Source organism: Paractinoplanes lichenicola (assembly GCF_016785085.1).
Lineage (GTDB): Bacteria > Actinomycetota > Actinomycetes > Mycobacteriales > Micromonosporaceae > Actinoplanes > Actinoplanes lichenicola.
On sequence record NZ_JAENHO010000015.1, the window covers coordinates 150,834 to 164,085 of the forward strand.

10 protein-coding genes are annotated in these 13,252 nt (G+C 71.1%); 3 read left to right on the plus strand and 7 right to left on the minus strand.

What is annotated here, in order from left to right:
• Positions 1-147 precede the first annotated feature (147 nt).
• Positions 148-447 carry a hypothetical protein gene (locus JKJ07_RS41475; protein WP_202997495.1) on the plus strand — a complete coding sequence of 100 codons (300 nt, stop codon included), beginning with the start codon at positions 148-150 and terminating at the stop codon, positions 445-447.
• 18 nt (positions 448-465) lie between these two features.
• On the opposite strand, the gene JKJ07_RS41480 is transcribed toward JKJ07_RS41475, so the two are convergent.
• Positions 466-1,476, minus strand: coding sequence for a PASTA domain-containing protein (locus JKJ07_RS41480; RefSeq protein ID WP_202997496.1), 1,011 nt, complete (start codon positions 1,474-1,476; stop codon positions 466-468).
• A gap of 166 nt (positions 1,477-1,642) precedes the next feature.
• On the opposite strand from JKJ07_RS41480, the gene JKJ07_RS41485 reads away from it, so the two are divergent.
• The gene (locus JKJ07_RS41485; RefSeq protein ID WP_202997497.1) at positions 1,643-3,064 is read left to right on the plus strand and encodes a Hansenula MRAKII killer toxin-resistant protein 1; all 1,422 of its coding nucleotides are present in this window, start codon (positions 1,643-1,645) and stop codon (positions 3,062-3,064) included.
• 4 nt (positions 3,065-3,068) lie between these two features.
• Here JKJ07_RS41485 and JKJ07_RS41490 read toward each other — a convergent pair whose 3' ends face one another.
• Entirely contained in the window at positions 3,069-4,535 is a 1,467-nt protein-coding gene (locus JKJ07_RS41490; protein WP_307834680.1) for a glutamate-cysteine ligase family protein, read from the minus strand.
• A 165-nt stretch (positions 4,536-4,700) separates the two neighbouring features.
• Entirely contained in the window at positions 4,701-5,279 is a 579-nt protein-coding gene (locus tag JKJ07_RS41495) for a YceI family protein (RefSeq protein WP_184954322.1), read from the minus strand.
• A gap of 106 nt (positions 5,280-5,385) precedes the next feature.
• Here JKJ07_RS41495 and JKJ07_RS41500 point away from each other — a divergent pair, with 106 nt between their 5' ends.
• Positions 5,386-5,871, plus strand: a complete 486-nt coding sequence (locus JKJ07_RS41500) for a MarR family winged helix-turn-helix transcriptional regulator (protein WP_307834681.1) — start codon at positions 5,386-5,388, stop codon at positions 5,869-5,871.
• A gap of 306 nt (positions 5,872-6,177) precedes the next feature.
• Here the strand turns inward: JKJ07_RS41500 and JKJ07_RS41505 are convergent, their stop codons facing one another.
• From JKJ07_RS41505 to JKJ07_RS41520, 4 genes are all read right to left on the minus strand, one after another.
• A complete protein-coding gene (locus JKJ07_RS41505; RefSeq protein WP_307834682.1) occupies positions 6,178-8,634 on the minus strand; it encodes an ATP-binding protein in 2,457 nt (818 codons plus the stop codon).
• A gap of 89 nt (positions 8,635-8,723) precedes the next feature.
• Positions 8,724-9,881, minus strand: coding sequence for an acyl-CoA dehydrogenase family protein (locus JKJ07_RS41510; RefSeq protein ID WP_202997499.1), 1,158 nt, complete (start codon positions 9,879-9,881; stop codon positions 8,724-8,726).
• Between the two features lie 12 nt (positions 9,882-9,893).
• Positions 9,894-11,417 carry an acyl-CoA carboxylase subunit beta gene (locus JKJ07_RS41515; RefSeq protein ID WP_202997500.1) on the minus strand — a complete coding sequence of 508 codons (1,524 nt, stop codon included), beginning with the start codon at positions 11,415-11,417 and terminating at the stop codon, positions 9,894-9,896.
• Positions 11,418-11,650: 233 nt separating this feature from the next.
• On the minus strand, positions 11,651-13,006 hold the full coding sequence (locus tag JKJ07_RS41520) for a chaplin family protein (RefSeq protein ID WP_202997501.1): 1,356 nt from the start codon (positions 13,004-13,006) through the stop codon (positions 11,651-11,653).
• Between the last annotated feature and the right edge of the window lie 246 nt (positions 13,007-13,252).

Here is a 13,252-nt window from a genome sequence, read left to right on the forward strand (position 1 = left end):
GACTGATCCACTTCCGGGCGGTCGAGGGATCGGCGACGGTGACGTTCCGCAACGCTTTTGGTGATTGGCATCGCCAAAGGCTTGCATAGGCGTTTACGCCGGGCACACTTGGTGCTTTCGTGTCAAGGTTTCAGGGCAGGAGATGACGTGCTTCCTCGGTCCGGTGATGTCATACACGTGACGAAGGCGGCGAGCGTCCAATTCGCGGCGCCGATGCTGTTCCGTGTCATCCGGGTCCACGACTGGCCGACGTACGAGGGCTGGATCTGGCTGGACGGCTATGAACTGAACGCGTCGGGCGACGCCGTGGAGCGCCGTTCGATCTTCGTCCAGGTCAGTGGCCTGCGCGCCGTCGGCAAGGCGCCCGACCCTCGGGCCCGCAACGGCCGGCAGCCGGGCCTGGTCAGCGGCACGATCCAGGCCCGCACGGTCCGGACGAACCGCTGACCAGGACGAGCTGAGAAGTCAGTTCCCGCCCGCCCCCGCGCCGTCGGTGGGTTCGGTCGTGGTCGTCGGGGTGCCCGTCGACTGAGCCGCGATCACCAGGGTGACCGTCGTGTCCGGTGGGACTTCCTGCCCCTCCACCGGGTCACTGTCGATCACCGTGTCCGGCGGCACGTCCGGCGCCTGCCGATAGATCAGCCGGTAGTTCAGCCCGCTCGAGCGCAGCGCCTCCTGCGCCTCGGCCAGGGCCAGCCCGCGCAGCGCGGGAATGGTGATCTCGCTGGCGGTCGGGTCGGTAGTGGACTGCTCCGGCTCCGGCGAGGTGGTGGTCGGTGACGCGCTCGGCGACGTCGTCCCAGTCGTAGCCGTGGCCGTGGCCGTCTCGGCGGGCGCGGCCGAGGTGCTCGGGACCGGCGCGGGCGCCTCATCGCCCGACGAGTCCTGCAGGATCAGATAGATCGCCCAGCCCAGCACGCCGAGCAGGATCAACGCGACGATGCCGACGACGATCGGCATCCACCAGCGGTCCCGCGGCTGGGCGGGGGTCGAGGCGGCCCAGTCGACCTCGGGATAGCCGCGACCGGGCTGCGGCGGGCGCACCTCGGCCCGTCCCGACCACGCGGGATTGGCCCGGCTGGGCGCCCAGTCGTCGACCGGGGGCATCACCGCGGTCGCCCCGGGCTTCTCGGTCACTACCGTCGGCTCGTCCCGGATCGCCGGCACCGTGCGGACGTCGTCCAGGGTGTCGTCGGCCCGGCGCACGCCGTCCAGCGTGTCCTCGTCACCGGGCGGCGGCACGGAGGCGCGACCCACCGTGGTCTCGTCGCCGACCGCATCACTGTCGACCTGCGTCGCCTCCGGGTCGGCGGGAGAACTGCCAACCTGAGCGGCGTCCGGGTCGGCGGGACGACCCCCGACCTGGGTGGCGTCCAGGTCATCCGGGTCCGGTTTTCTCGGTTTTTCCGCCTCGGAGGACGGGCCCTCGGCGTCGTCAGGCGAGAAACGTCGCGTCTCGTCGCTCTCGTCCGACATCGCCTCTCCTCCGGCTCGTTCACCCGCATGGGTCAACGTATCGAATCTTGCGAGACATGTCTGGCCTCCGCAGGACAAACACACCAGGTGGCTATAGGTGAGCAGGACACACAGAGATCGACGTACCGATTCGCAGGCATCGGCGGGTACCGCTACAGTGCGGCGCATGGCCGACAAGGGCTGGACGGCGCGCGTCGCCACCGCGGCAGGGGCCGCAGCGGGCACGGGCGCCGCGCAATTGGGCCTGGGCTACGGCCTGGGCGTGGTGGTCTGGCCGGTGACGCCGACCCCCGATGACAGCGCGTGGCTGGGCAGCCTGGGCTGGGCGACCTGGATCACGGCGAGCGCCACGGTGTTCGGCGCCGTGCTCGGCAGCCGATCCGGGGGCGGTCCCGGGCCGCGCACCACCGCCGCGTGGCGTTTCGCCCTGGCCGCCTGCGCGGCGCTCGGGGCCCTGGTGACGGTCGCGCTGATCGCGCTGCCGGCCCGTTCCGCCGTACGCTTCGACTCCTACAGCCCGCAGGTCATCGCGGGCGGTTACGCCATGGCCGGGCTCGTGCTGGGCCTGGTCATCGCGTTCTGGGCGGTGTCGTCGCCACCGGTCGCGGCCAATCTGATGGCCACCGGCGTCTGGTTGTGGGCCCTGGCCATAGCCGCCATCGTGGTCGAGCTGACCGTGAATCGTGACTCGGCGACGTATCTGACCAGCTGGCAGTTCGCCGAGGTGGCCAACAGCGGGCTCTACGGCACGATCTATTGGCCGAGCGCCCTGCTCACCCTGTCGGCGGCCTTCCTGGTCGGCGCCCTGACCGCCGTGCCGGCCGCCCGCCGGGGCGATGTCGGGATCGGCGCGGCGACCTCGGGTCTGGCCGGCCCGCTGCTGGTCGCGTTCGCGTTTTTGGCCCTGGCCCCGCGCTTGACCGGCGCGCTCGGTCCGATCGAGTCGGCCTATTTGATCGCGCCTTACGCCGTGCTGGCCGGCCTGGCCGGTTCGGTGCTCGCGGTGGCCGGCACCCGTACGGTGCAGCAGCAGCGCTCCGACCGAGCGGGGGCCGTCGTGACCGGCACCGCTCGCGTCCCGGAGCCGCCCGCCCTCGAGCCACCCCCGGCCACCCCGGCCCCGAAACGGAGCTCGGACGCCCCCACTGCCAAGATCCCGAAACCGCCGGCCCGAGCCGCGGAGGCCGACCCACCGAAGAAGCAGCGTTCCGGGCTTTTCGGCCGCCGCAAGGCCCCGGCCCAGCCCGCACAGCACGAGCCGCAGCCGGTGGCGCCAGCCGCGCGGACCGCCCCCGCTCCGAGGCCGACGCCGACGCCGACAACTCCGTCCGACCTGGACACCGCCGTACGGGCTAAGGCCGACAAAAAGGACAACGGCCAGCCGGCCCCGGTCGACTCGGAGATCGCCGCGGCGGCCCGCCCGGCGCCTCGCCCCCGCCCGAAGAAGGCCGCCGCTGCGGAGCCCAAGCCGACCAGGTCCACAGTGACCCCGCCGCCGACCGCACCGGCCGTGGCGCAAATCAACCCCAAGGCCGCCAATACGCCACCGAAGGCGCCGCCGCCGGCCAACCCGAAGCCGGCGGACTGACCACTCAGCCCTCCGGCCAGGTGTGCACCGGGTCGTTGGTGCGGTGCAGCTCCGAGTAGCGAAGCAGCATCGAGTGCAGCGCCTCGCTGCGGGAAAGCCCCCGGCGCTCACCCTCCCGTACGGCCTCGGTCTGCCACGACGCACCGTTGCGACCGAGCCGGCACCGCTCGTCGACCACCGCGAGCAGCCGATCGCGGACGGCCGGCGCGACGCCGTACCGGTCCAGCCCGGCGTACGCCTTGGGCAGCAGCACCGATCGCACCAGCTCGGCCACGGGAACCTCGCCCAGGCCGGGCCAGAAGACCGTCGCCTCGATGCCCCCGACCGCGCCGGCGTGGAAGTTCTCGCGGGCGGCCGCGAACGACAGTCGTGACCAGATCGGGCGTTCCTCCTCGGCCAGCTGACGGACCAGCCCGAAGTAGAACGCCGCGTTGGCCAGCAGGTCGATCACGGTCGGCCCGGACGGGAGCACCCGATTCTCGACGCGCAGGTGCGGCCGCCCGTCCATGACGTCGTAGACCGGCCGGTTCCAGCGATACACCGTGCCGTTGTGCAGGCGCAGCTCGCCCAGCCGGGGCACGCCACCCGCGGCGAGCACCTCGATCGGGTCCTCGTCCTCCAGGAACGGCAGCAGCGGCGCGAAGAATCGCACGTTCTCCTCGAACAGGTCGAACACCGAGGTGATCCAGCGTTCGCCGAACCAGACCCGAGGCCGTACGCCCTGGGCCTTGAGCTCCTCCGGCCGGGTGTCGGTGGCCTGCTGGAACAGCGCGATCCGGGTCTCGGCCCACAGCCGGCGGCCGTGCAGGAACGGCGAGTTCGCGCCGATCGCCACCTGCACGCCGGCGATCGCCTGGGACGCGTTCCAGAAGCGGTCGAACCGGTCGGGCGGCACCTGCAGGTGAAACTGGACACTCGTGCAGGCGGCCTCGGGCGCGATCGAGTCGCTGGCGCTGCGCAACCGCTCGATGCCGCGGATGTCGAGGTCGAACCGCTCACCCCGGGCGCCGGCCATCTCGTCGTTGAGCCGGCGGTAGCGCTCGTTGGCGCTGAGGTTCTCGAGCACCAGGTGGTCGGCGGTGAGGGTGGGGAGCATGCCGATCATCACGAGCCCGCAGTCGGTCTTCTCGGCGGCCCGGCCGAGGCTTTCGAGCAGGTCGTTCTCGTAGTCGGCGAGGCCGTGCCCGGCGATCGACCGCGGCGGGGCGTTGAGCTCGATGTTGAACTGGCCGAGCTCGGTCTGGAACAGGGGGTCACCGAGCCGGTCGAGCACCTCGGCGTTGCGCATGGCCGGCCGGGCCGCCTCGTCGATGAGGTTGAGCTCGATCTCGAGGCCGGTCATGTCGTCGCGGTCGGAGAAGGCGCGCTGGTCGAGCATCTGGGCGAAGACGTCGAGACAGCGGCGCACCTTCTGCCGATAGGTGGTGCGGTCGTCCGGGACGGAGACGACGGTCGCAAGATCCTTGCCCACTTACCCTCCCGGGGCGGCCAGGGACGAAACGGACGTCGATCACCACTCTGTGAGCGAATGCGTGCGCTCGGTCTACCTTGCCATCCCGTACGGAGGTCCGCCAAACAACGACGAGCCGCCGCCCGGGATTTCGGGCGGCGGCTCGTTTGTGGACTTTGTGCGAGGTCAGGCGCGGCGGATGGCCTCGCCCTCGATCTCGATCTTGATCTTCTTGCTGACCATGACGCCGCCGCTCTCGAGGGCCATGTTCCAGGTCAGGCCCCAATCCTCACGGTCGATCTCGGCGGTCGCGCTGAAACCGAAGACCGCGAAGCCGTACGGGCTCTGGCCGGCGCCCTCGAACTCGACGGTCAGCTCGACCGGCTTGGTCACACCCTTGATGGTGAGCTCGCCGTCGAGCACGAACTCGGCGCCCGCGTGGCTCTTGATGCCGGTGCTGCGGAAGTCCATCGTGGGGTACTTCTCGGACTCGAAGAAGTCGCCGCTGCGCAGGTGGTTGTCGCGGTCGGTCTGACCGGTCTCGATGCTGGCCGTGTTGATCGACGCGGTGACCGAGGACTGCAGCGGGTCCTCGCCGATGGTGATGACAGCGGAGGCGTCCGCGAACTGACCGCGAACCTTGCTGACCATGAGGTGGCGCGCCACAAAGCCGACCCGCTTGTGCGCGGCGTCCAGGTCGTACGTGCCGGCGGCCGGGATCTGCAGACCCTCGAACGTACGGGTGCTGGCGACGGACTCGGTCATGACTTGTTCCTTCTCTCAAGGCACTGTGTGGTCGGTGTTTGTGTGACGGAGCAACTATATGCCAAGCAATATTCCCCGTGTCAAGAGCCCGGTGTACCATGTACCCGTGAGTACGGACCTGGATGACCCTCGTTTCACCGCCTTCGGCCTGTTCGCCGAGGCGTTCACGGGGCTGACCAATCGTTTTGCCGCGCAGTTCGAGGAACACCGCCTCTCCGCCGTCGAGTTCGAGGTGCTGATGCGCCTGGCCCGCTCCCCCGGCCGCCGGCTCCGCATGACCGACCTCGCCGGTCAAACCTCACTTTCCACGAGCGGCGTGACCCGCGTGGTCGATCGCATGGATCGCGACGGCCTGGTTCGCCGGGAGGCCTGCCCGAGCGACCGCCGCAGCTCGTTCGCCGTGATCACCGAGGCCGGGGTGGGCCGCCTCGACGAGGTGCTGCCCGGTCATCTCGAGCTGCTTCAGCAGTGGTTCATCGGGCAGCTGAGCCCGGCCGAGCTCGACGGCATGCTCGGCTCGCTCCGCAAGATTCGCGACGCGGTCAACCCGTGCGCCACCGCGGGCACGACCGAGGAACGCCCCGCCGCCTGAACCGGCCGGTAACACAACCCGACGAAGTCGCCATAAAGCGGTCCGTGAGCACCGCGCCGGAAACCTTGGGGTAAACCGGCAGAACTACCGGCAGAATCGGGCGTCGCGGCGGTCCAAACGGACAAATCTCCCGGATAGCGCTTACCCCTGTGGCTACTGTGTTGCGCGCAGGGGGATGCGGCGCGACCGAGGCGACGGCGGGGCTTGACGGGGGAGCTTCGTTCTCGCCGCGTAACTGGCGGGCGTGGCTACGGTTGGCGCGTGGGGGGCACGCTACGCCGACCGGCCACGCCCGGCCAGGCCCTGCTAGCTCTCCAGCACCTGCGCCAATCGCTGCGGTCCGAGCTTCTCGCGCTCCCGCGGCAACAACGCGATCCCGCCCGAGCGGCACAACTCCCCCAGCCGCCGTACGGCCGATTCACGCTCGTCGTCGTCCGGCGTGCTCGTGATCAGGCCGACCAGGGCCTCCACGACATCACGCGGATCATGAGCCCCGTCGTACGCGTCGGCGGCCCGGGCGAAACACTCGGCCGCCCGCTTCGTCTCGCCCCGGCTCAGCGCGACGGCCGCCTCGACTACCGCGGCTGGCCCGTCCGGCGCGTCGTCGTCCTTCTCGGGGCCGAGCTGCTCGAGCACCGCGGCCGCCTCGTCGGCGCGTCCAGCCTCGGCCAGCGCGAGCCCGATCGTCGCCAGCAGCCGGCGCCGGTGCCCGGGATCGCCCACCTTGATCAGCTCGGTCATCGCCCGCCGCCCCAGCCGGGCCGCCTCGTCGGGCCGCCCGTCGAGACGCTGCACCTCGGCCAGGTTGGCCTGGGCCAGCGCGCGCAGCCGCTTCTCGCCGCAGCGCCCGGCCTGCTCGTCGACGGCGGCCAGCCGGCGGCGCGCGGCGGCCAGATTGCCCTGACGGATCTCGTGCCAGACCAGGTTGTTCTCGGCGACGGCCAGGTCACGGGCCTGACCGCCGCGCCGGGCCAGCACCAGGGCGGCCTCGCCGTGCCCGCGGGCCCGGTCGAAATCGCCGGCCCGCATCCACAGGCCGGCCAGCTGGGCGTGCGCGGTCAGCTGGCCCGCGACCTCGTCCAGGCGCTCGAACTCGGCCAGCGCCTCGGCCGCCGACTCGATCTCGTCGGCGCCGCCACCGTGCTCGCGGGCGAGCTGGGCCAGCCCGATCCGGGCCCAGGCCCGGGTGGACGGGTCGGCATCGGCGGTGCGCGGGTCGTCGAGCAGCCGGCGCAGCCATTGACGGCCGGTCACGTCACGTCCGCGGAACCGCCACCAGCGCGGCAGCGCGGCCGCGAGCCGGAGCGCGGTGTGCGGATCCTCTCCCGCCGCGTAGGCCAGGGCGGTGCCGAAGTCGCCGGCCACGTCGTCGAGCCGGGCCGCCGCCTCGGGCAGCCGGGTGCCGGTCAGGTCGGGCCAGATCTCGTGGGCCAGGCCGGCCATCACCTGCGCGTGCCGGCGGCGGCCCTCGTCCAGCTCGCCCTCGGCCGCCGCACGCTCGGCGGCGTAGTCGCGCACGACGTCGAGCAGGCGGAACCGGAACGTGCGGCTGCCGCGCACGCTGAGCAGGCCGAGCTCGAGCAGGCGATCCAGCAGGTGCACGACGTCGGCCCGAGAGTTGTCGATGAGCTGCTCGGCCAGGCCGATCGACCAGCGGTAGCGAAACATCGCCAGCCGCCGCAGCTCCCGCTGCTCCTCGGGGTTGAGCAGGCGATAGCTGGCGGCCACGGCGTCGCGCAGGCTGACCAGCGGCTCGCCCGAGCCCGGCCGGTCGAGGTCGAGCACGCGGTCGCCGTAGCGGTCGAGGATCTCGGGGATCGTCAGCACCCGGCCCCGCGCCGCGGCCAGCTCGATCGCGAGCGGCAGGCCGCCGAGCCGCCGGACCAGCGCGGCCAGCGGCGCGATCTCGTCGGGCTCGGGCTCGGTGCGGCGCACCTGGCCGAGCCGTTCCAGAAAGAGAGCCACCGCCGGGTACGCCGCCACGTCGGCCAGGGTGTCGGCGGTCTCGGGCGGGGGCGCGGTGAGCGGGGCGAGCGGCCACACCCGTTCGACGGGCAGGCCGATCGGGTGGCGGCCGGTGGCCAGGAACCGCAGGGTGGGCAGGCGTTCGAGCAGGCGGGTGAGCATCTCGGCGGTCGCGTCGGCGGAGCGTTCGACGGCGTCGACGAAGACCAGCGCGGCCCGGCCCGCGAACAGCGCGGGCAGGTCGTCGGGGCGGCCCACGCCGAACTCGGCCGCGATGCTGCCCAGCATCTCGCCGACCGTGCAGCCGTCGGTCACCACGATGCCGGCGACGCCACCCGGATAAGCAGTGGCCGCCCGGTGGGCGGCCACGAAAGCAAGGCTGGTCTTGCCGACCCCGGCCAGGCCGACCAGGGTGATGCCGCGCGGGCCGTCCGGGGCCGCGAGCTGGGCCGTCATCTCCTCGAGGTCGTCGTCGCGGCCGATCAGCTCGGCGGTCGGCAGCACGCGCAGGAAACCGGTCGGCGGCATCGTGTCCTCGGTGGACTGCCCGCGGGCGGCGGCCAGGAACGCCTCGCGGTCGGCACCGCCCAGGCCGAGCGCGGCCGCCAGCAGCTCGACCGTGGTGCGCTGCGGCCGGGACGCGCGGCCCCGCTCCAGATCGCGGACCGTCCGGACGCCGACCGCGGCCCGGGCGGCCAGCTCGTCCTGCGTCAGGCGGGCGCGCAGCCGTTCCCGGCGCAGCACGGCGTCGAATCCGCCCTGCTCCGGCACGCTCTCCAGCCCGTTGTTCGCCGCCACGCAATCGAACTTAGGGTGGGTTCAGTTGTGCGGCGAGCAGAGATCGGATCTTGTCGGATTGCGGACCCAAAGCCGACGGTCAAATGCCACTAAAGGCCCAGCCCCCGGGCGATCAGCATGCGCTGCACCTCGGAGGTGCCCTCGCCGACCTCGAGGATCTTGGCATCGCGGTAGAAGCGGCCGACCGCCGACTCGTTCATGAAGCCGTACCCGCCGTGCACCTGGGTCGCCCAGCGGCTGTTCTCCATGGCGGCGTTGCTGGCGTTCAGCTTGGCGATCGCGGCGTACCGCTTGAAGTCCTGCCCGGCCAGCATGCGCGCGGCCGCGTCGTAGTAGCCGACCCGCGCGATGTGCGCCCGCATCTCCATGTCGGCGATCATGAACTGGACGGCCTGGTAGTTGCCGATCGGCTGGCCGAAGGCCTCGCGCTGGCCGGCGTAGCGCACCGACTCGTCGACGCAGCCCTGGGCGAGACCAACCGACAGGGCCGCGATCGCGATCCGGCCCTCGTCGAGGATGCGCAGGAACTGGGCGAACCCGCGGCCGCGCGCGCCGAGCAGGTTGGCGGCCGGAACCCGTACGTCGTCGAAGGAAAGCTCGTGGGTGTCCGACGCGCACCAGCCGACCTTGGAATAGCCCGGGGCGACCGTGAAGCCCGGCGTGCCCGAGGGCACGATGATCGTGGACAGCTCCTTGGACCCGTCCGGGTTGGTGCCGGTGACCGCCATGACCGTGACCAGGCAGGTGATGTCGGTGCCGGAGTTCGTGATGAAGGCCTTGCTGCCGTTGATCACCCACTCGTCGGTGGCCTCGTCGTAGACCGCGCGGGTCTTCGTGCCGCCCGCGTCCGACCCCGTGCCCGGCTCGGTCAGCCCGAAGGCGGCCAGCGCCTCGCCCGAGCAGAGCCGGGGCAGCCACTGCTCCTTCTGCTCCGGCGTGCCGAAGCGGTGGATCGGCATGGCGCCCAGCGAGACCGCGGCCTCGAGCGTCACCGCCACCGAGCTGTCCACTCTGGCCAGCTCTTCCAGCGCGATGCAGAGCGCGAAGTAGTCGCCGCCCATCCCGCCGTGCTCCTCGGGGAACGGCAGGCCGAAAAGACCCATCTTGCCCATCTGACGAATCACGTCGTACGGGAAGGTCTTGTGCTCGTAATGCTCGGCGATCACCGGCGCGACCTGCTCGCGGGCGAATTCCTCGACGCTGACGCGCAGCGCCTCCTGCTCCTCGTCGAGCCGGAAGTCGACCATGGTGTGCTCCTGTCAGACGGGCGTGACGCCGTGGCGGCGCCGGGCGAAGAAGCGCTCCTTGCCGCGGGCGGCCCGGTAGCGGCGGATGAGTTCGTCGCGCAGGTCGCCCGGCTCGACGACGGTGTCGACGACCAGCTCGCTGGCCAGTCGCATGATGTCGATGTCCTGCTCGTACTCGGCGCGGCGGGCGGCCACGAACGCGGCCCGCTCCTCGTCGTCCGCGATGGCGGCGATCTTGTTGGCGTAGACCGCGTTCACGGCGGCCTCGGCGCCCATCACCGCGATCTTGGCGGTGGGCAGCGCGATCGTGGCCTCGGGCTCGAAGCTCGGGCCGGCCATGGCGTAGAGACCGGCCCCGTACGCCTTGCGCACCACCACGCAGATCTTGGGCACGGTGGCCTCGGAGATCGCGGTGATCATCTTGGCGCCGTGCCGGATGATGCCCTGCTTCTCGACCGCCGAGCCGACCATGAACCCGGGCACGTCACAGAGGAACAGCAGCGGGACGTTGAACGCGTCGCAGAGCTGCACGAAGCGCGACGCCTTGTCGGCCGAGTCGCCGAAGAGCACGCCGCCCTTGAACATCGAGTTGTTGCCGACGACGCCCAGCACCTCGCCGTTGAGCCGGGCGAACCCGACCGTGAGCTCCTTCGCCCACAGGGCCTGGATCTCGAAGAACGAGCCCTCGTCGACCAGGCCCTTGATGTATCGCCGCATGTCGAAGGCCTGCCGCTCGCTGGCCGGAACCAGCGCGCCCAGGTCGGCCCCCGACGAGTCCTTCGCCGCGGCCGCCGGCGGCGCCTGCTCCCAGTTCGACGGCAGATAAGACAGATAAGCCCGTACGGTGTCGAGCGCGTCCTGCTCCGTCTTGCAGAGGAAGTGGCCGACACCCGACTCGGCACAGTGCACGCGGGCACCGCCCATCGCCTCGAGCGTCGTCTTCTCGCCGGTGACCATCTCGACCATGCGGTCGGAGCCCAGATACATGCTGGCGTTGCCGTCGACCATGGCGACGATGTCGCAGAAGGCCGGAATGTATGCCCCGCCGGCCGCCGACGGGCCGAACAGCGCGCAGGCCTGCGGAATCGCGCCGGACGCCTTGACCTGGGTGTGGAAGATCTTGCCGGCGCCGCGGCGGCCCGGGAACAGGTCGACCTGGTCGGTGATGCGCGCGCCGGCCGAGTCGACGAGATAGACCATGGGTACGCCGTACTGCACGGCGCGCTCGATGATGCGGATGATCTTCTCGACCGTACGGGCGCCCCAGGAACCCGCCTTGACCGTCGAGTCGTTCGCCATCAGGCAGACCTCGCGGCCGTCGACCCGGGCGATCCCGGTGATCACGCCGTCGGCGGGCAGCCCGTCGGCCAGGCTGTTGGCATAGAGCCCGTCCTCGACGAAGGAACCCTCGTCGACCAGCAGCGCGATCCGTTCGCGGGCGAAGAGCTTGCCCTTCGCGGCGTTGGCGGCGTGGTAGCGCTCGGCGCCACCGGCCAGCACCCGCTTGCGGGCCTGGGCGAGCGCGTCGTCGGTCACGGGCCCTCCTGAACGGTCGTTAAAGCTTAACGAGCGTTAGGGTAGCCCATCGGGGCAGCGCGCGGCAACGACGAACGGGAGCCCCCGCCGGCTGCGGGGACTCCCGTCCTTCTCACTGCATCCGGTGCCGTGGAGGGGCACCGGTCATACCTCGGCGCCTCGTGGCACCGCACGGGTCGCACTCGGGACCGGTGCGACCCGGTCTTCCGCTAACCCCCGTGGGCAAGCGTGCTTCAGCGCAGGGTGTTGAGCAGGCCCAGGCTGCCGACGCCACCGACGGTGTCGGTCAGGCTCGAGATCGGGGACGCCTCGGTCGGGTTGCCACCGCGGCCGCCCTTCGAGTCGCTGTTCGAGCCCGCCGCGGCCGGCTTGGTGTAGCCGTCGTTGTCGTCCGTGGCCGGAGCCTCGTCGTCGGCCGGCATCTCGTCGTTGGTGTCGTCCTGGACGTCACCGTAACCGTCGTTCGTGGCCGGCTTGACGCCACCGTTGCCCTTGTAGTCGTCGTCGTCGACGTCGCCGTGGTCGCCGTCGACGTCGTCACCGTGGTCGTGGCCGTGACCCGGGCGGTCCCAGTCGCCGTCCCAGTCGCGGTCACGGTTGCGGCCGAAGCCGAAGCCCTCACCGTTCGAGCAGGCCGCGGCCGACTGCGCCGCGCCCAGGATGCCGAGCGAGTTGCCGCAGGCGTTGATCGGCACGTTGATCGGCACGGCGACCTGGGTGCCGTTCAGGATGCCGTTGTTGGCCCCGGTGGCCTGCACGAAGTCGTCGCCGTGGCCCGACTCGTTGCGGGAGATGGCGCGGCTGCTCGCGCTGCCCAGGAGGGCGGCCGAGTTGCCCGACAGGTTGATCGGCAGGCTGATCGGCGCGTACAGCTGGGTGCCGTTCAGGATCCCGTTGTTGACCCCGGTCGCCTGGACGGCGCCGCCGCGGCCACCGCGGTGACCCTGGGCGCTCTCGGCCTTACGGCCGTGAATGCCACGGTGGAAGTGCCGGTCGCCACGGGTGTTGTTCGAGCAGATCGCCTGCGAGTACGCGCCGCCGAGGATGGCGAGCGAGTTGCCGCAGACGTTGATCGGAACGTCGATCGGCGCGTAGATCTGCGTGCCGTTCGCGATGCCGTTGTTCAGGCCGGTGAACTGGGTGTCGCCACCCCAGCCGCCGCGGGCGCCCTCGGTCGTACGGGCGCTCTCGGCCTTGCGGCCGTTGATGCCGACGCCGGTGGCGCTGGCGTGACCGAGCACCGCGGCCGAGTTGCCGACCACGTTGACCGGGACGCTGACCGGCAGGTACGCCTGGGTGCCGTTCGCGATGCCGTTGTTGACACCGGTCACCTGGGCGTCGCCGCGGCGGCCGCTCTCGGTGTGGTTGAACCCGACGCCCTGGGCGTCGGCCGCGCCGAGGATCGCCAGCGAGTTGCCGACGACGTTGATCGGGACGTTGACCGGCACGGCGATCTGGGTGCCGTTGAGGATGCCGTTGTTGGCTCCGGTGACCTGCTTGCTGTCGGCCTGCGCGGCAGCCGGGGCGAACAGCAGGGCGCCGGCGGCCAGGACACCGACACTCAGAGTCTTACGAACCCAAGTCTTCATGAGAAAAGAAATGCCTTTCAATAATGTTTCGGCAAGTGGTGTTGCTTATTCAGTTGGCTGGGTGTTCCGGAACTGCATTCGGGCGCAGCGGTGCCCTGGCTCGGTTTTCTTTCGCCCTGACTCCGCTTGTCGACGTGCGCCCAGCCGGCGCTTCGCTTCGGTGCGGTGCGTGTGATTCAGGCGTGGTTGATTCGCCGCTTGTTCGCAAGCGGTTGGGGAATCGGGGCCGGAACGCGGACACCGAAG

Bases quoted from the DNA above. Each gene is read 5' to 3' on its own strand.
- JKJ07_RS41480 (WP_202997496.1), bottom strand. From the start codon at position 1,476: ATGTCGGACGAGAGCGACGAGACGCGACGTTTCTCGCCTGACGACGCC.
- JKJ07_RS41485 (WP_202997497.1), top strand. From the start codon at position 1,643: ATGGCCGACAAGGGCTGGACGGCGCGCGTCGCCACCGCGGCAGGGGCC.
- JKJ07_RS41495 (WP_184954322.1), bottom strand. From the start codon at position 5,279: ATGACCGAGTCCGTCGCCAGCACCCGTACGTTCGAGGGTCTGCAGATC.
- JKJ07_RS41510 (WP_202997499.1), bottom strand. From the start codon at position 9,881: ATGGTCGACTTCCGGCTCGACGAGGAGCAGGAGGCGCTGCGCGTCAGC.
- JKJ07_RS41520 (WP_202997501.1), bottom strand. From the start codon at position 13,006: ATGAAGACTTGGGTTCGTAAGACTCTGAGTGTCGGTGTCCTGGCCGCC.